The 17,305-nt window shown below is 56.1% G+C and carries 16 protein-coding genes; 7 read left to right on the forward strand and 9 right to left on the reverse strand.

Going from position 1 to position 17,305, the window contains the following annotated elements:
- The first annotated feature begins 53 nt into the window (after nt 1-53).
- Both QOL67_RS03675 and QOL67_RS03680 read left to right on the forward strand, forming a co-directional pair.
- A complete protein-coding gene (locus QOL67_RS03675) occupies nt 54-770 on the forward strand; it encodes a helix-turn-helix transcriptional regulator (RefSeq protein ID WP_283424585.1) in 717 nt (238 codons plus the stop codon).
- 62 nt (nt 771-832) lie between these two features.
- The gene (locus tag QOL67_RS03680; protein ID WP_283424586.1) at nt 833-2,104 is read left to right on the forward strand and encodes a lytic murein transglycosylase; all 1,272 of its coding nucleotides are present in this window, start codon (nt 833-835) and stop codon (nt 2,102-2,104) included.
- A 59-nt stretch (nt 2,105-2,163) separates the two neighbouring features.
- On the opposite strand, the gene QOL67_RS03685 is transcribed toward QOL67_RS03680, so the two are convergent.
- The 7 genes from QOL67_RS03685 to QOL67_RS03715 all read right to left on the reverse strand — a co-directional run bounded on the left by QOL67_RS03685 (nt 2,164) and on the right by QOL67_RS03715 (nt 10,228).
- Nucleotides 2,164-2,739: a L,D-transpeptidase gene (locus tag QOL67_RS03685; protein WP_283424587.1), complete on the reverse strand. Its 576-nt coding sequence runs from the start codon at nt 2,737-2,739 to the stop codon at nt 2,164-2,166.
- 118 nt (nt 2,740-2,857) lie between these two features.
- Entirely contained in the window at nt 2,858-4,069 is a 1,212-nt protein-coding gene (locus QOL67_RS03690) for an ABC transporter permease (RefSeq protein WP_283424588.1), read from the reverse strand.
- A gap of 5 nt (nt 4,070-4,074) precedes the next feature.
- A complete protein-coding gene (locus QOL67_RS03695) occupies nt 4,075-5,349 on the reverse strand; it encodes an ABC transporter permease (RefSeq protein ID WP_283424589.1) in 1,275 nt (424 codons plus the stop codon).
- Nucleotides 5,350-5,453: 104 nt separating this feature from the next.
- Nucleotides 5,454-6,542, reverse strand: a complete 1,089-nt coding sequence (locus QOL67_RS03700; RefSeq protein WP_283424590.1) for an extracellular solute-binding protein — start codon at nt 6,540-6,542, stop codon at nt 5,454-5,456.
- Nucleotides 6,543-6,622: 80 nt separating this feature from the next.
- Entirely contained in the window at nt 6,623-7,726 is a 1,104-nt protein-coding gene (locus QOL67_RS03705; RefSeq protein WP_283424591.1) for an ABC transporter ATP-binding protein, read from the reverse strand.
- Nucleotides 7,727-8,035: 309 nt separating this feature from the next.
- On the reverse strand, nt 8,036-9,424 hold the full coding sequence (locus tag QOL67_RS03710) for an aspartate aminotransferase family protein (RefSeq protein ID WP_283424592.1): 1,389 nt from the start codon (nt 9,422-9,424) through the stop codon (nt 8,036-8,038).
- Nucleotides 9,425-9,511: 87 nt separating this feature from the next.
- Nucleotides 9,512-10,228 (reverse strand): GntR family transcriptional regulator, encoded by a 717-nt coding sequence (locus tag QOL67_RS03715; RefSeq protein ID WP_283424593.1) that lies wholly within the window; start codon nt 10,226-10,228, stop codon nt 9,512-9,514.
- Nucleotides 10,229-10,375: 147 nt separating this feature from the next.
- Between QOL67_RS03715 and QOL67_RS03720 the strand changes: the two genes are divergently transcribed.
- From QOL67_RS03720 to QOL67_RS03740, 5 genes are all read left to right on the forward strand, one after another.
- Nucleotides 10,376-11,461, forward strand: a complete 1,086-nt coding sequence (locus QOL67_RS03720; RefSeq protein ID WP_283424594.1) for a polyamine ABC transporter substrate-binding protein — start codon at nt 10,376-10,378, stop codon at nt 11,459-11,461.
- 72 nt (nt 11,462-11,533) lie between these two features.
- On the forward strand, nt 11,534-12,658 hold the full coding sequence (locus QOL67_RS03725) for an ABC transporter ATP-binding protein (protein WP_283424595.1): 1,125 nt from the start codon (nt 11,534-11,536) through the stop codon (nt 12,656-12,658).
- Between the two features lie 3 nt (nt 12,659-12,661).
- On the forward strand, nt 12,662-13,549 hold the full coding sequence (locus QOL67_RS03730) for an ABC transporter permease subunit (RefSeq protein ID WP_283424596.1): 888 nt from the start codon (nt 12,662-12,664) through the stop codon (nt 13,547-13,549).
- Nucleotides 13,546-14,364: an ABC transporter permease gene (locus QOL67_RS03735; RefSeq protein WP_283424597.1), complete on the forward strand. Its 819-nt coding sequence runs from the start codon at nt 13,546-13,548 to the stop codon at nt 14,362-14,364. The genes QOL67_RS03730 and QOL67_RS03735 overlap by 4 nt, the downstream gene beginning before the upstream one ends.
- The gene (locus QOL67_RS03740) at nt 14,361-15,686 is read left to right on the forward strand and encodes an NAD(P)/FAD-dependent oxidoreductase (protein ID WP_283424598.1); all 1,326 of its coding nucleotides are present in this window, start codon (nt 14,361-14,363) and stop codon (nt 15,684-15,686) included. Before QOL67_RS03735 ends, QOL67_RS03740 begins: the two co-directional genes overlap by 4 nt.
- Here the strand turns inward: QOL67_RS03740 and QOL67_RS03745 are convergent.
- The gene (locus QOL67_RS03745) at nt 15,665-16,510 is read right to left on the reverse strand and encodes a phosphotransferase family protein (protein WP_283424599.1); all 846 of its coding nucleotides are present in this window, start codon (nt 16,508-16,510) and stop codon (nt 15,665-15,667) included. The genes QOL67_RS03740 and QOL67_RS03745 overlap by 22 nt on opposite strands.
- A 93-nt stretch (nt 16,511-16,603) precedes the next feature.
- On the reverse strand, nt 16,604-17,296 hold the full coding sequence (locus QOL67_RS03750; RefSeq protein ID WP_283424600.1) for a flagellar hook capping FlgD N-terminal domain-containing protein: 693 nt from the start codon (nt 17,294-17,296) through the stop codon (nt 16,604-16,606).
- Between the last annotated feature and the right edge of the window lie 9 nt (nt 17,297-17,305).

The following is a 17,305-nucleotide window of genomic DNA, read 5'->3' on the forward strand; positions in this document are numbered from 1 at the left end:
CCTACCGAAGCCTCTTGCCAGTTTCTGTCAGTAGGGTGCAGTATCTTGAGATTATGAGCCGCACCGACCGCCTTTTCCAACTCATGCAAGCCTTGCGTGATCTGTCCCCCCCCGCCACCGCGCAGGCGCTGGCGCAGGAAACAGGCGTGTCAGAGCGCACGATCTACCGCGACATTGACACCCTGCGTGGCCTTGGCGCGGTGATCGACGGCGAGGCGGGCTTTGGCTTCACGTTAATCGAAGATGCCACCCTGCCGCCGCTCGGCTTTGTGCCGGAAGAGATTGAGGCACTGGTGGTTGGTCTAAAAGAAGTTATGGAAGTGGCGGATCCATCGCTGGCAAATGCCGCACAATCGGCTCTAACCAAGCTGAAATCACGCCTTCCAGAGGCGCAGGCCCACCGGCTTAAACATGCGGTCCTCACGGCCAAACGGTTTCACAAACCCCCTCAGATCAGCATCGATGCCGGCGCGCTGCGCCAGGCAGCCTGGGAAGAGCGCACTGTGGCGTTTGACTATGGCGATGCCAAAGGCCAACGCACCACGCGCAAGGTGGATCCGCTGGCAATTGTTTTTATGCAGAGCGCCCATTGTTTGATGGCCTATTGCCATTTGCGCAAAGATTTTCGCGCCTTTCGCCTCGACCGTATGGTCAATCTCGACATCACCGACCGCTCCTTCCGCCCGCGGCGTATTCCCATGCTGCGCGAATTCAAGGCGCGTCTGGAAGCGGAGCAAGCGCAGTCGGCAAATCCCCGCGCCTTCGATTGAGGACACTTTTGCCTGCCACGTCTGCACGCTACACTCCTTGAAAACGGGCAGGGAAAGTTGCGATGCGGACATTTGGGTTTTTGGTGAGTCTGGTTATTGGTGCTCTCGTCGTATCAACGGTCTCCGCTGGTGCACCGTCGTATTCTCTGCGCCCTGTGCTGCGCCCCTTGGCCGCCGTGCTTGATTCACAAAAACCTGTGGAGATTGCGGCTTCCACCAAAGGCCTACAGCGCTGGATTAAACGGTACAAGTCGCGCGCCCTCAAAGCCGGGATCAGCGCGGCGGTGTTGGACCAGGCTTTCCGCGGTGTTCAATACAACGCGGCCATCATCAAGAAAGACCGCAATCAGAACGAGTTCACCAAGACCATCTGGGATTATCTTGACAGCGCCGCTTCTGATGCCCGTATCCGAAACGGTAAGGCAGCCCTAAGCAAACACAATGCCACTCTGCAAAAGATAGAAAAGCGCTACGGCGTCGACAAAGAGGTTGTCGTGGCAATCTGGGGGCTGGAGAGCGCCTATGGCACCTTCAAAGGCAGCACGCCGGTGATCGAAGCGCTGGCCACACTGGCCTATGACGGGCGGCGCGGCGACTTCTTTGAAGAACAGCTCACCGCTGCGCTTAGCATCGTGCAAAGTGGCGACGTCAGCCCACAGAACATGACGGGTAGCTGGGCCGGTGCCATGGGACACACCCAATTTATGCCCACGTCTTACCTATCCCATGCGGTGGATTTCACCGGGGATGGGAAACGTGATATCTGGTCCGGTGACCCCACTGACGCGCTGGCCTCGACGGCGGCGTACCTCAAACACTTCGGGTGGAAAAAGAACCAGCCTTGGGGCGTTGAGATAAAATTGCCCAAAGGCTTTGATTACGCCTCTGCCAACCGTGAAAACCTGAAAAATCCAAGCGAGTGGGCGCGTCTGGGCATCAAAGACATGCGCGGTCGTCCGGTGCCGAACCACGGACCTGCCTCGATCCTCTTGCCCGCCGGCGCACAGGGCGCAGCCTTTATGATCTTCAAGAACTTTGACGTGATTGAGCACTACAACACGGCGGATGCTTATGTGATTGGCGTGGGTCATCTCGCTGATCGCATCCAAGGCGGCCCGGCCATTCAGGGCAACTGGCCCCGTGGGGATCGGGCATTGACCTATAAGGAGCGCATCGAGCTTCAGAAGCGCCTGACCAAAGCGGGCTTTGACACGCAAAAAATAGATGGCAAGATTGGCCCCCTCACGATCGCCTCCGTGCGAGGTTATCAGCGTTCGAAGGGTATGATCCCTGATGGATATGCGTCTCTAACCCTGCTGAAATCTCTCCGCTAAATCACAAAAAAGGCGCGTCCCAATCTGGCGCGCCTTTTGTCTGCTCTAAGCTTAATGCGTTACTCGCGGCCGCTGACCACAATCACTTCGGTTCCCAATTGCACCTGTTCATAGAGGTGCTCGATGTGCCAGTTGGCCATCCGAATACAGCCGTTGGAGCTGGGTGTGCCAATCGACTGTGGCGCGGTGGTTCCATGGATGCGGAACAGCGTGTCCCGGCCGTTCTGATAGAGGTACATCGCGCGGGATCCCAGTGGGTTGGTGGGGCCACCTGGCATGCCATCAGCGTATTTGGCGTAGGCCGCAGGGTTGCGTTCGATCATCTCTTTGGTGGGACGCCAGTTGGGCCATTCCACCTTACGGTCAATGGTTGCGCGGCCTGAGAAGTTTAGACCCTCTTGCCCAATTGCAACCCCATAGCGGATCGCGTTGCGTTGGTCCTGCATGTGATAGAGGTGGTAGGAAGCCAGAACCACGACTAACTGGCCAGGCTGAAAGCCATACTTTTTCTTCACCCGGACCTCTTTGGGTTTCAGGTGCTCCATCAGCTCAAAGTTGTCGTTTTGCGCGGCGCGGAGGATGTGTGGCGTGGCCAACAGGCTGGCGCCAGCGGCAAGAAAATGACGTCTATGCATAAGTACTCGTCCCGTTTACATCCAAAAAATTATGCCACAGACGTGCCTGTGGACAAAGTCGAGAGTGCCCGACTTTGTCCATGTTTACCAAAATGTGCTGTGAAATCCCTAACGGTGCTTAGGTTGGGGACATGCCCCGCAGCCGTTCAGAGCGCCGACGCAGCAGTTCTACAGTTGCCAGCAGCAGGATTGAGATCCCTACGAGGATTGTCGCCACCGCCAGAATGGTTGGGCTGATTTGCTCACGCAGGCCGGTGAACATCTGCCATGGCAGTGTTTTCTGACTCGCGGACCCGACAAACAACACCACCACAACTTCGTCAAACGAAGTGATGAAGGCAAACAGGCCACCGGAAATCACACCCGGCAAGATCAGGGGCATCTGCACCCGGAAGAATGTGGTGACTGGGTTTGCGCCCATGTTGGCTGCTGCGCGGGTGAGCGAGCGGTCAAATCCCACAAGCGTCGCCGTCACGGTGATGATCACAAACGGAATACCCAAAACAGCGTGGGCCAGCACCACTTTCACATAGCCCACAAAAGTCTTGTTCAGGCCCAAAGTGCCTTCCATCCAGTTGCCGATGTCGCTGTAGAAAAAGAACATGCCAGTGGCCGAGATGATCAGCGGAACAATCATCGGCGAAATCATGATCGCCATGATGGCGCGGCGTCCCGGCACGTGGCTCTGGGACAGTCCAATGGCCGCCAAAGTGCCAAGGCTGACCGAGATCACAGTCGCGATGGGGGCAATGATCAACGAGTTTTTGAAGCTGCGCTGCCATTCGTTGTTGGTGAAGAAGTCTTGATAGTGTTTCAGCGAGTAGCCAGCCGGATCAAGGCGCAGCATTTCTGGTGTGAAGGTGAAGAAGTCCTGTGCGTTAAACGACAGTGGCATCACCACAAGGATCGGTGTGATCAGGAAAGTGAAGATCGCGCCACAAATCACACGGAAGCTGTAGTGCCACAGTACCTGTCCTGGTGTCAGATAAGGCAACAGGCGGGCACGATACCGGCCCTCATACAGCCAGTAGCTGAACCATTGGATAAACCAGCCATACAGCAGGCCAACGATCGCGGCCGCCAGGCCACCAAACAAGAACCCCAGCGCTCCGTAGAGCGCAATGGTGATCCATTTGCCCAGCTTTTCGTTCTTGAGCACAAAGATGTAGAGCACGGCGCCAATAACAGCCATCAGCGCGCCAATCAGAACGCCCATATAGCCGGAGCCATTAGAGGTGCCGATGAAGAGCCCAAAGAAGCCGCCAGCGGCTGCCACAATGGGCAGAACCAAAGACATCGGTTTGCGGGAAATCGGAGTGAGTGCAGCCATGATTCTTATCCCAATTTCACGTTATCGATGCCGACGATTTTGTCGTAGCACCAGTAGAGTAGCAGGACGACGCCCAGCAGGATGGTGCCCAACGCTGCCGCAAGACCCCAGTTCAGCGAGCTGGAAATGTGATAGGCAATCCGGTTGGAGATAAAGACACCTTTGGTGCCGCCCACAATTTCCGGCGTGATGTAGTAGCCGATTGCCAAGATAAACACGAGGATTGAGCCAGCGCCAATGCCCGGAACCGACAGTGGGAAATACACCCGCCAGAACGCGGTCCAGTTGGTGGCGCCCATAGATTTTGCGGCCCGCAGGTAGGTTGGCTGGATGGTCTGCATCACCGAATACATCGGCAAGATCATAAACGGCAGCAGGATGTGGGTCATCGCCACAATGGTACCAAACTGGTTGTTGATCATCACCAGGCGAGCGTCATCCGCCACCAGTCCAATCCAGACCAGCACTTCGTTGATCACCCCCTGTTGCTGCAACATCACTTTCCAGGCGGAGGTTCGCACTAGGAGCGAGGTCCAGAACGGCAGCAATACCAGGATCATCAGAATATTTGCGGTACGGGCGGGCAGGTTGGCCAAAAGCCACGCCACTGGATAGCCCAACAGAATACAGCTCACCGTGATCATCAGCGACATGAACAATGTGCGCTGGAACAGCTTGATCAGGATACGTTTGTCTTCCGGCTGCGCCTGTGCCCCCTCTGGGGTGCGCTGCATGTCGATTGCATTCAGGAAGTAGCCGTTGGTGATCTTCACGGAATGGGTCTTGATCACCGCCCAGGTGGTCACGTCGCCCCATTTCTTGTCGATGTCGATCAGTTTCTCTTTGAACGGGCCATCAGCGGCCGGATCCAGCTTTTTGATCTTGCGGCCGGATTTCCGGAACAAAGAGGACATGCCGGTGTGTTCGTAGTTGAGGCGCGTGCCCAACCGTGTGTGCCTTTTGGCATCAATGGCGACCACCATATCTGCAACAAAGGCCGCGTAGAGCGCTTCATCTGGCAATGCGCCGGACTCAGCATTCCAGTTTTGCAACTCAGCCACTGTCAGCGGCAGTGTTTCGACAACAATTTCATTCTCAACCGACTTGAACAGCATTTTTGCAATCGGGAAAATAAAGCTGACCATGACAAACACCAGCAAAGGCGCAATCAGCATCAAGGCACGCGTTTTTTGCAAGCGGAGTGCCCGAGCGAGGCTCTTCTTTAGCGGTGTGCCGTCGGCGGCGAGCACAGGCCCGCTTTGGGAGGTGGCGTCGGTCATAATGTCCCCGTTTTGTCTCACATGTCAGGCTTATGTGACGCCCGATCTTTTGTGGAGAAACAGGGCCGCCCAATGCGGCCCTGTTCTAGTCTTGCTAAGCGGACTTATTTCGCCAGCCACGCCTGGAATTTGGCGTCGATGTCGTCACGGTAGTCAGCCCAGAACTCGTAGTTGTACAGGAAGGTGTTCTGCGCGTTGTTAGGATCCGTTGGCATGTGTGGTGCCATATCGATGCCCAGTTCCGCGTGCTTACCAACCAGCGGTGCAGAAGATGCGCGTGCTGGACCGTAAGAGATGTACTTCGCCTGATCCGCCAGACGCTGTGTGTCTGTTGCGAACATGATGTAGTCCAGTGCCTGTGCTTTGCGCTCATCAGACAGACCAGCTGGAATGATCCAACCGTCAAGGTCAAACACCTGCGCGTCCCACAGCATAGCAACCGGCTGTTTCTGCTCTTCGATCACAGCAAACAAACGGCCGTTGTAGGTGGAGCCCATCACAACTTCACCGTCAGCCAAAAGCTGAGGAGTGTCGGCGCCAGCGGACCACCAGATCACGTCGTCTTTGATGGTGCCGAGTTTGGCGAGCGCTTTGTCTTGACCTTCTGGAGTGGCCAGAACGTCATACACGTCGCCTTTTGCAACGCCGTCACAGAGCAGAGCCCATTCCATGTTGTTGATTGGACGCTTTTCCAGCGCGCGCTTGCCAGGATAAGCTTCGGTGTCAAACACGTCACAAATGGTGGATGGCGCTGTGTCACCTACCAGATCGGTGCGGTAGCCGAATGTGGTGGAGTATACGATCTGCGGGATAAAGCAGTCCGATACCAGCAGGTCGCCAAAGTCTTCAGATGCGGAAGTGCCATCCGGCGCAGCGGCCAGTTGGGTGTCTGCGTCGATTTCCATCGCCAGACCTTCGTCACACAGACGGATCGCGTCCGCGGCCACAACGTCGACAACATCCCATGTCACGTTGCCAGCTTCGTTCATTGCGCGCAGCTTGGCCACGGCTTCCGCAGAACTGTCGTCGTTGATGATGGTCACGCCGGATTTCGCGGAGTAGGGCTCGTGGTACGCTTTCAGTTGCGACTTAGAATAAGCGCCGCCCCAGGATACGATGGTCATTTCTTGCGCCATGGCGGCAGGTGCCACCAGTGCGGTTGTGACGGCGAGAGCTGTCAGCTTGGTTTTCATTGGATACACTCCTTGTTGAATTCTTTAGTTTTGTTCTTTTTAAGTCCGGATCTTACGCCCGGTTTGTGTGCGCCAGCCTATTAGGCGTCCAGTGCACGGCAATCATCAGGCAACCAGCCAATTTCGATCTGCTGACCCGGTGTGAGCCGCTCTACGTCCGGCGCATTTCGGGTTTTGATGACAAACTCATCATTGCCCGCCACCGACAGACGCGTGCGGAAGATATCACCCATGTAGATGAACTCTTTGACTTCTGCTTTCAGCGTGTGCGCGCCTTCTTGAATACGGTCTTTGTTGTATTCAACGCGCTCCGGACGAATCGATACGCGAGTGCGTGCGCCAGGTTTCACACTCTCATGCACAGGCTTACAGTCGATCAATTCGCCGTCATCCAGTTCAACAATTGCAATGCCGTTGTTGATCTCTTTGACCACACCTTCCAGCGTGTTGTTCTCACCGATGAACTGCGCCACAAAGCTGTTTTGTGGGTTTTCATACAGCGTGTCCGGCGGATCCAATTGCTGAATGCGGCCATCGTCAAACACCGCCACGCGGTCCGACATGGTCAGCGCTTCAGTCTGATCGTGGGTCACATAAACTGTGGTGATGCCCAGATTGTGGGCCAAATTGGTGATCTCAAACTGCATTTTTTCGCGCAGCTGTTTGTCGAGCGCGCCCAGCGGTTCGTCCATCAGCACCAATTCGGGTTCAAACACCAGCGCCCGCGCCAGTGCGATTCGCTGTTGCTGACCACCAGAGAGTTGGGCGGGGCGGCGGCCGCCAAAGGCGCCCATTTCCACCATGTCCAACGCGCGTTTGATTTTCTCTTCGCGCACGCTCTTGCCCATCTTACGCACTTCCAATGGGAAGCTTAGGTTCTCGGCAATCGTCATATGCGGGAACAGCGCGTAGTTCTGGAACACCATGCCGATGCCGCGTTTGTGCGGTGGAATGTTGTTGATGGAGGTGCCACCAAGGCGAATGTCGCCATGTGTCGCCGTTTCAAAGCCCGCCAACATCATAAGGCAAGTTGTCTTGCCAGAGCCGGATGGGCCCAACATTGTCAGAAATTCGCCTCGCGGCAGGCTTAGGTTCAGATCTTTGACGACGAGGGTCTCACCGTCATAGCTCTTTTGCACGCGGTCGAATTCGACAAACGCGTCGTTAGATGCACTATCAGCCAATAATCGGCTCCCTGTGTTGTCGGTCGGCAGATTTGCTCTGCTCGTCTGTCTCAAGTGTAACCACACCTGAGCTTGAATGCGCAAGCCAGCATTCCGTATGGGAAAGTCTGGCAGCCAATTGGTAGGGTCGGCGTCTATTTGCGACACTTCGATGACGATTTTCGCCAATTATGATCAAATGGTAAAGCCATAAGTCTGCAAAACGCCAAAGTTTTTCCACCCAAAGATGCAAAGCCTCCGCTAGAGCGGACAATAAAAAAACCCGGAGCGCTGCTCCGGGTTGATCAATTGTGCGCAAAGATTAGGCACTTATTCAAAGAGCCCTTCGGATTTGATTTGCTCGAGGGTCTGATCCAGTGCGCGAGTCGCCCGCTCGATCAGCATGTCGATGTCGTCACTGGTCATCACCAGAGGCGGTGAAATGATCATGCGATCGCCGACGTGACGCATCACCAGATTGTTGCCAAAACAGTGCTCGCGGCATTTGTAACCAACGGTGCCGGCTTCTGCGGCGAAAGCTGCGCGGGTGGCTTTGTTTGGGGTGAGCACAATGCTGCCCATCATGCCAACGATATTGGCTTCCCCCACCAGCGGATGATCGGCCAAAGCCTCCCATTTCTCTTTAAGGTACGGCGCCACATCGTCGCGTACATGCTCGACAATTTTCTCTTCTTCGATAATGCGCAGGTTCTCAAGCGCCACCGCGCAGGACACAGGGTGACCGGAGTAAGTGTAGCCATGGTTGAACTCTGTGGCGGCAACAACTTCAGCCACTTCATCGCAGACAATGCTACCGCCAATGGGCGCATATCCAGACGACAGGCCTTTGGCGATCGACATGATGTGCGGCTTGATGCCAACGGTCTGGCTGCCAAACCAGTTGCCGGTGCGGCCAAAGCCACAGATCACTTCGTCCGCAATCAGCAGAATTTCATATTTGTCGCAGATGCGCTGGATTTCTGGCCAATAGGTTGTTGGTGGCACAATGACACCACCCGCGCCTTGAATCGGTTCAGCAATAAAAGCTGCCACGCGGTCTTCACCCAGCTCCAGAATCGCTTCTTCCAGCTCTTGCGCGCGCTGCAGGCCAAACTCTTCCGGCGACATGTCACCGCCCTCAGCCCACCAGTTTGGTTGGTTGATGTGGTGAATGTCGGGGATTGGTAGGCTGCCTTGTTGATGCATCGGCACCATGCCGCCCAGGCTTGCGCCAGCCACGGTCGAGCCGTGATAGGCATTTTTGCGGCTGATAAAGACGGTCTTGGAAGGTTTGCCTTTGGCGGACCAATAGTGGCGCACCAAACGCAGGTTGGTGTCATTGGCTTCCGAGCCAGACCCGGCATAAAACACGTGGTTCAAATCGCCCGGCGCCAGCTCTGCCAACTTTGCTGACAATGCAATCACCGGCACATGGGTGGTTTTGAAAAACGTGTTGTAATAGGGCAGCTCGCGCATTTGCCGCGCCGCCACGTCTGCCAGCTCTTCGCGGCCGTAGCCGATGTTCACACACCAAAGACCCGCCATGGCATCCAGAATTTGCGCACCTTCACTGTCCGTCAGCGTCACGCCTTTGGCTTGGGTGATCACCCGCGCGCCAGTATCGAGAAAGTCGTTCTGAGTAGAGAACGGGTGCATGTGGTGCGCCACATCCAGCGCTTGTAGCTCCGCAGTGGGCAGGTGATTGGTGATCGCGTTCATGGCTAACCTCGCAACAGAATCAGGGTGGGTAAAACGGCCAAATCACCGCTTCACATCTCTTACCACAAAAATATGATCAAATTCTGATTAGTCAATCGTGTCGCTAAAAGCAGTGCCATCCAACAGCGCTTCGCGGATTTGTTCCATGCCCTGAACCACGTCTTCACGCATGGCATCAGCCGCAGATTGCGCATCTTTGGCCTTTAGGGCAGCCAATGCAGTCTTGTGATTATCGGGCAAATTCTGTGTGCCCATGCGCCCACAGACCACCCGCATCGACGGCCCGAATCGTAGCCACACACTGTTGGCAACATCCAAAAGAACCGGGGCGTTTGCGATCGCATACAGCTTGGCGTGAAACGCGAAGTTCTGACGCAGATAGGCTGAAACGTCTCCACGGGTGATGGCGTCATCCAGCCGCGCATCAATCGTTTCCAACGCGGTGATTTCCTCGGGTGTGATCTTTTCTGCCGCCTGTGACGCCAGTCGCGATTCCACTGTTTCCCTTAGGAAAATAAGGTCATCAATGGCATCCACGGTCATCATGGGAACCACCACCCGCCGGTTGCCTCGAAACTCCAGTGCGCCTTCGCTGGTCAAGCGGCGAATCGCTTCGCGTATGGGGGTCATGCCTGCGCCGGTCCGTTCGATCAAACCCTGGATGGTGACCGCCTGACCCGGCGCTAATTCGCCAAACAGCACCGCATCGCGCAATTGCGCGTAAACCTGCTGATGCACCGGGACGCGAGTCGCGTTTTCGTCGCTGTGTTCAAAACCTTGTCCCAATTTTCCAGTGCCTTCCATTTGTGCAAACCAATCCTCAATGCGATGTGCTAGAACGTATAATCATCGGCAAAATGCACAAGCATATTGCCATAACGCAAAAACTTGATCAAATTAATCTCACAGAACGCGACCGGGTCGAAGCCCGGCGTCCAACGGGAGAACATCATGAAGACATCCTTCATCGCACTCGCGGCCACCATGGCACTTGGCGCAACTGCTGCCACTGCCGAAGAGGTCCGTGTCTATAACTGGTCCGATTACATTGACGAAGCGCTGCTGGCGAAGTTTCAGGACGAAACCGGCATCAAGCTGATCTACGATGTGTTTGACAGCAACGATGTGCTGGAAACAAAAATGCTGGCGGGCAACTCCGGCTATGACGTGGTTGTGCCATCAGGCACCTTCCTGCAGCGACAGATTTCTGCTGGCGCTTTCCAGAAGCTGGACAAGTCCAAACTGGGCAATGCGGGCAATATGTGGGACGTGATCGCAGACCGCACTTCCAGCTATGACCCCGGCAATGAATACTCCATCAACTACATGTGGGGCACCACCGGCATTGGCGTGAACGTCAACAAAGTGAAAGAAGTGCTCGGCGAAGATGCCCCCATTGGCTCCCTCGCGCTGATCTTTGATCCGGCCAATATGGAAAAACTCGCTTCCTGTGGCGTGCATGTGCTGGATGCGTCGGATGAGATGATCCCGGCCGCGCTGGCCTATCTGGGCGAAGATCCTGACAGCCACGACAAAGACGTGATTGCCAAAGCAGAGCCGCTGTTTACCGCGATTGCGCCTTACATTCAGAAGTTCCACAGCTCCGAGTACATCAACGGTTTGGCAAACGGTGACATCTGTGTGGCTGTTGGCTGGTCTGGCGACATTCTTCAGGCGCGGGATCGTGCTTACGAAGCGGAAAATGGCGTCGAAATTGCCTACAATGCCCCATCTGAGGGTGCGCTGATGTGGTTTGACCAAATGGCCATCCCCGTGGATGCACCAAACTCTGAGGCTGCGCACAAGTTCCTGAACTTCATCATGGATGCGCAGAACATGGCAGACGCCTCCAACTACGTTTACTACGCCAACGGCAACAAGGCGTCGCAGCCGCTGTTGGAAGAAGACGTGATTGGCGATCCGGCGATTTATCCGGACGAAGCCACTCTTGAAAACCTCTACACCACCTCGCCTTACCCGCCAAAGGTTCAGCGCGTCGTGACCCGTATGTGGACCAAAATCAAATCAGGCACCTAAGCCGGATTTATCCGGGCTCGCGCGGCCATCGCGCGAGCCTAATTTGACTCTCGAACACTCTCGGAGACCGCCATGGCGCTAGACGTTTTTGCCCCTTGGGAAGATCCCAACGCAAAACCCCTGATCCAGTTTCAGAATGTGACGAAACGGTTTGGCGATTTCACCGCCATTGACGATCTGACGGTGGACATCTTTGAGCAGGAGTTTTTTGCGCTCTTGGGACCGTCCGGATGCGGCAAGACCACAATGATGCGCATGCTTGCCGGCTTTGAGACCCCCACCGAAGGGCAAATCCTTCTCGCGGGGCAAGATATTGGCGCGGTGCCGCCAAACAAGCGTGCGACGAACATGATGTTCCAGTCCTACGCGCTGTTCCCGCATCTCTCGATTTGGGAAAACATCGCCTTTGGTCTGAAGCGGGACAAGATGCCCAAGGATCAAATCGGCGAGCGCGTCGAAGAGATGCTGCGTCTCACGCGCCTAGAGAAATTTGCCCGTCGCAAGCCACATCAAATCTCCGGCGGACAGCGCCAGCGTGTGGCGCTTGCCCGCTCCTTGGCCAAAGCGCCCAAGTTGTTGTTGCTCGATGAACCGCTTGGCGCGCTGGACAAAAAACTGCGCCAGGAAACCCAGTTTGAGTTGATGGACATTCAGGAAACCACCGGCACCACCTTTGTGATTGTGACCCACGATCAGGAAGAAGCGATGACAGTGGCCAGCCGTGTGGCGGTGATGGACCACGGTCAAATTGTGCAGGTCGCAACACCGGATGTGATCTATGAGGCGCCCAATTCAACCTATGTTGCGGATTTCATTGGCGACGTGAACCTGATTGCCGGCAAAGCTGATCCGCAAGGCGACAAGCTGCATTTGCACTGGGCTGACGGGCAGCCTGCTTTGGTTGGCTCTCCGCTGGCTGGCATAACCAAAGGCCAGGATTTGCATTATGCGATCCGACCGGAAAAAGTCTCTATTTCGGCTGAAAAGCCCGCTGATGCCGCCAACGCCATCCAGGGTGAAGTGCATGATATTGCCTACCTTGGCAATATTTCCACTTACCACGTGCAGCTTCCCGGGGGTCAAATCATCAAAGCCCAAGCTGCCAACAACCGTCGCATTTCCCGCCGTGCGTTCACATGGGAAGACAAAGTATGGCTCAGCTGGACAGACACCGCCGGTGTCTTCCTGGAGCGCTAAGAGATGCGCCGCCTCCTGATCGCCGTCCCCTTTCTGTGGCTGTTGGCACTCTTCATCGTGCCGTTTGTCATTGTCTTCAAAATCTCGCTGTCTGATCTGGCGGTGGCGATTCCGCCCTACACGCCAACCTTGGACTTTGCTGAGGGTTGGGCCGGGATAAAAGCCTTCTTTGCTGAGCTCGATTTTGAGAACTATATTTGGCTGACCGAGGATGACCTTTATTGGAAAGCCTATCTTTCCAGCTTCAAAATTGCGGTGATTTCGACCCTGCTCACGCTCCTGGTTGGCTATCCCATTGCCTATGGCATAGCCCGCGCTCCACAAGAATGGCGCGCTCTGCTGTTTATGCTGGTGATTCTGCCGTTTTGGACCAGCTTCCTGATCCGGGTGTATTCCTGGATGGGCATTCTGAGCCAAGAGGGCTACCTCAATCAGGTGCTGCTCTGGATTGGCGTGATCAACGAGCCGCTGATAATTCTCAACACCAACATCGCGGTCTACATTGGCATCGTTTACACCTACCTGCCGTTCATGATCCTGCCGATCTACGCTGCCTTGGAAAAGCTCGACATCAGTCTGCTTGAAGCCGCCGAAGACCTCGGGTGCTCCCGTTTCTCGGCCTTCTGGCTGGTAACCATTCCGCTGTCCAAACAAGGCATCATCGCTGGCAGCTTTCTGGTCTTCATCCCCACTATCGGGGAGTTTGTGATCCCATCATTGCTTGGTGGATCGCGCACGCTGATGATTGGTAAAGTGCTGTGGGAGGAATTCTTCTCCAACCGCGACTGGCCGGTGGCCTCCGCTGTGGCTGTTGTGCTCTTGCTGATCTTGATCATCCCCATCGTGCTCTTCCAGAGAAACGAGCAAAAACAGCGGGAGGCTGACCAATGAGACGCATGACTTGGTTTAACGTCACCTCCTTGACGCTTGGGTTTGCCTTCCTCTACCTGCCAATGCTGATCCTGATTATCTTCAGCTTCAATGAAAGCAAACTTGTCACTGTTTGGGCTGGATTCAGCACAAAATGGTACGGCGAATTGATGCGCAACACCGCGTTTTTGGACGCCGCCTGGGTCACCGTCAAAGTGGCCTTCATCAGCTCATCCCTTGCAACGATACTGGGCACCATGGCCGCTGTTGTGATGGTGCGCGCCGGGCGTTTTCGTGGCCGCACGATGTTCTCCGGCATGATCTACGCCCCCATGGTGATGCCCGAAGTCATCACCGGCCTGTCCCTGCTTTTGCTGTTCATCAGCCTCGGCATGGATCGTGGCGTGTTCACCATTGTGCTGGCGCACACCACTTTTGCGATGTGCTACGTCTCTGTGGTGGTCAGCTCACGGCTTGTGAGCTTTGACCAAAGCCTAGAGGAAGCCGCACTTGATCTTGGCTGCTCCCCGGTACAGGCCTTCCGCCTCGTGACTCTGCCCATCATCGCCCCGGCGGTGATCTCCGGCTGGCTTCTGGCCTTCACCCTATCGCTGGATGATCTGGTGATTGCATCCTTCACCTCCGGTCCATCTGCCACCACCTTGCCGATGAAAATCTGGTCCTCGGTGCGTCTCGGCGTGAGCCCAGAAATCAACGCGCTTTCAACCATCATGATCCTTGTGGTTGCCATTGGCGTGATCACCGCTTCGCTGATCAACAAACGCAATGTGGTGCGGCAGCGGCGCGAAGAAGCGGCGGCAGAAAAACTGGCATGAAACGCATCTGCGACCCGTTTGCCTACTCGGACGGCCCGATAGAAAACACCTTTTGGGCTGAAACAGTGCCTGTTTCTGCCCGATCTGCCCTGTCGGAGAACATCACCACACAGGTTGCGGTCATCGGTGCCGGCTACACCGGCCTCAACACCGCGCTCAAGCTGGCGGAGGCGGGCGTCGATGTCACCGTTCTGGATGCCAAACAGATTGGCTGGGGCGCGTCTGGCCGTAATGGAGGCTTCTGCTGTCTGGGAGGCGCAAAGGCTTCAAGTGAGTCTCTAAAAAGGCGTTTTGGTTCCGGGTCTCTCTCCGAATATCTTTCCGCGGAACGCGCGGCGGTGGATCATGTCGACAGTCTATTGTCGCGATTTGACTGGGACGTAGACCGGCACAGCGATGGCGAAACCATGCTGGCGCACAACGCCCGAACCGCGGCTGGATTTGCGCAAGAGGCCGAAGATCTCGCCACGCTTTACAAAAAGCCGATTGATGTGATTGCCAAAGAGGACCTGGCCGATCACGGTTTGGGAGGTGGTTTTTACGGCGCCATCACAACTCCAATTGGATTTGCCCTCAATCCGCAAAAATACGTCTCTAACTTAGCCCAATCCGCAGAAAATGCCGGTGCCATAATCCACTGCGACACGCCGGTTACAGAGACCAGACAGCGCGGTAGTCAATGGCATCTCACAACACCGCAGGGGCAGGTTACAGCCAAAAAACTGGTGATCGCCACCAATGGATATTCCAGCGAGTCCACTCCGCCCTGGCTCTCCGGTCGTTTCCTGCCCGCGCAGTCCAGTGTCATTGTCACACGTCCCATCACATCCGCAGAGCAAGCCGCGCAAGGCTGGACTTCTCGGCAAATGTCTTATGACAGCCGTAACTTGCTGCATTACTTCCGCCTGATGCCGGACAATCGCTTCCTGTTTGGCATGCGCGGTGGGCTGTCGACCTCACAACGCACCAGCGAGAAGATCAAGATCCGCATCCGGCAACATTTTGAGCAGCTCTTCCCCGCTTGGGCGCACATCGAAACGCGGTACCACTGGTCCGGTTTTGTCTGCTACAGCCGCGGTCAAACGCCGTTTGCGGGGCGTGTTCCCGGTGTCGAAAACCTCTATGCGGGATTTGCTTACCACGGCAACGGTGTGGCCATGGGCAGCTACGCCGGTGCGCTCATTGCCCAAGACATACTGCAAGGATCGACCCTAACGCACCCGGATATCATGCAAATGACCCCCGGCCGCTTTCCCTTTGGCCGCTACCGACGTTTGGCCATGTATCCCGGATATCTGTATTACGGTCTCAAAGACCTCTGAAACGCGACCCTCTCAACCTGCAAACCTGCCGCATAGTCAGGCCGTCCATTTTCAATTTGCCACAGGCAATACGCTGCCATGCGCGCATGGTAGAATGGTGCCAACTGACGATACCGCGCCACCACGCCAGCATCCCCATAGGCCATCAAAAACGTCGCGACCTCAGTGTCTAACAATGGTTTACCGCGATACACCTGCTGCATGGCCGGGGACAGGAATACTGCGAGATCTTCGCACGGATCGCCAATTGCCGGGCATTGCCAGTCAATCAAATGCAGGCCGTCCGCATTCTGGATCAAGTTGCCCGGCACAATGTCAGAGTGCAGCAACGCGTTGCGACCACTGGGCTCAACAACAACCCTCGGAAGGGCAGTCAAGAAATCGAGGCCTGTCTCACATCGGCTGACAATTGCAGACACTTGGTCCAGCAAGGCCGCAGAGCCATCGGGGCTGCGCCGCAATCCGCTGGGAGGGGCCACGCCGTGAAGGTGTCGCATCAGCTGCGCAACAGGCGCGGTTGCGGCTTGCCACGTCTCGCCGGGAAGGTGCTCATACAGGTTGCACCGCCCCGCTTGCGTATCAAAGCCGGCCAAAAATGCGGGTGCAATGCCCCTTGGCGCCAACAGATGTAGCAACGCAGCTTCGGCTTCAGGATCGTTGGGAAAAAGCGGATTTAGCGCCGGCCCGGCATAGAGCTTCAGCACAACATCCTGAGAAGCCTCACAAATCCCATGCCACGCCGTGTTGGTGCGCCCGCCAAACAGCGGTTGCCACCGATCCGGCAACCGGCGATCCGGCAGCGCATTGGCCAATGCCGCAATCACGGCGTCAGGCGGGGTAGGGGGTAGATGTGTCAGCGCGGCGGTCCTTGAGCAGAGCGCCGCGACGCTAATTCACGTGCCTAACAGAGGCAAGGCTTAGGTGGTTGGCTCACGCAGCGACACAACCGAATCCGCAGCAAACTCCACACCACCGGGCGAGATTAAAACCACGCCTTGATCTGTGTTGCGGGCTTCGGTCACCCGCGCATAAATGTCGCCATAAACAGTGTCCAAAGTCTCTCCGTTGGCGCGGCTTTCGGTAACAAAGGTATAGTTCCCGTTCGGGAACGGGTTGCCCGCGTCGTCAATACCAGACCAAGTCACGGTGTCAGATTTGGGATCAATCGCATAGCGTTGCACCTCGCTGCCGGCTTCGTTGCGCACAATCAGCGTTGCCGTTGCGGCCAGATCATTGGCATTTGGCACAACCTGAATCGGGTCGCCGGTGAAATGCGCCGGAGCCGTCACGCGGGCTTCCATGCCAACCCAGGTTGCCAGGTTGCCCATGCCCATAGCGCCGAGCTGTGATCCAAGGTTGGTCAACAGCGTGTTGGTGAGCGTTTGTTGTTCCACGGTGGAGAACTGCGCCAGCTGCGACGCAAATTCTGTCGAATCGGTTGGGTTCAGTGGATCTTGGTTCTGCATCTGTACCGACAGCATGGTCAGAAAGGTTTCAAAATCAGAAGCCAGCGCCGCGGACCCGTTTGTGGGCTCATTTGCGGCGGCTGCTGCTGCTGTGGCTTGTGCTGCGCCAGTCTGGGGCGCCGCAGAGGTTGCGGTCGGGGTCATGTGTCTCTC

This window comes from Shimia sagamensis, from assembly GCF_900182745.1.
Lineage (GTDB): Bacteria > Pseudomonadota > Alphaproteobacteria > Rhodobacterales > Rhodobacteraceae > Shimia > Shimia sagamensis.

Bases quoted from the DNA above. Each gene is read 5' to 3' on its own strand.
- QOL67_RS03675 (WP_283424585.1), top strand. From the start codon at position 54: ATGAGCCGCACCGACCGCCTTTTCCAACTCATGCAAGCCTTGCGTGAT.
- QOL67_RS03735 (WP_283424597.1), top strand. From the start codon at position 13,546: ATGAGACGCATGACTTGGTTTAACGTCACCTCCTTGACGCTTGGGTTT.
- QOL67_RS03720 (WP_283424594.1), top strand. From the start codon at position 10,376: ATGAAGACATCCTTCATCGCACTCGCGGCCACCATGGCACTTGGCGCA.
- QOL67_RS03695 (WP_283424589.1), bottom strand. From the start codon at position 5,349: ATGACCGACGCCACCTCCCAAAGCGGGCCTGTGCTCGCCGCCGACGGC.
- QOL67_RS03690 (WP_283424588.1), bottom strand. From the start codon at position 4,069: ATGGCTGCACTCACTCCGATTTCCCGCAAACCGATGTCTTTGGTTCTG.
- QOL67_RS03680 (WP_283424586.1), top strand. From the start codon at position 833: ATGCGGACATTTGGGTTTTTGGTGAGTCTGGTTATTGGTGCTCTCGTC.
- QOL67_RS03710 (WP_283424592.1), bottom strand. From the start codon at position 9,424: ATGAACGCGATCACCAATCACCTGCCCACTGCGGAGCTACAAGCGCTG.
- QOL67_RS03685 (WP_283424587.1), bottom strand. From the start codon at position 2,739: ATGCATAGACGTCATTTTCTTGCCGCTGGCGCCAGCCTGTTGGCCACG.
- QOL67_RS03725 (WP_283424595.1), top strand. From the start codon at position 11,534: ATGGCGCTAGACGTTTTTGCCCCTTGGGAAGATCCCAACGCAAAACCC.
- QOL67_RS03700 (WP_283424590.1), bottom strand. From the start codon at position 6,542: ATGAAAACCAAGCTGACAGCTCTCGCCGTCACAACCGCACTGGTGGCA.
- QOL67_RS03715 (WP_283424593.1), bottom strand. From the start codon at position 10,228: ATGGAAGGCACTGGAAAATTGGGACAAGGTTTTGAACACAGCGACGAA.
- QOL67_RS03740 (WP_283424598.1), top strand. From the start codon at position 14,361: ATGAAACGCATCTGCGACCCGTTTGCCTACTCGGACGGCCCGATAGAA.
- QOL67_RS03730 (WP_283424596.1), top strand. From the start codon at position 12,662: ATGCGCCGCCTCCTGATCGCCGTCCCCTTTCTGTGGCTGTTGGCACTC.
- QOL67_RS03750 (WP_283424600.1), bottom strand. From the start codon at position 17,296: ATGACCCCGACCGCAACCTCTGCGGCGCCCCAGACTGGCGCAGCACAA.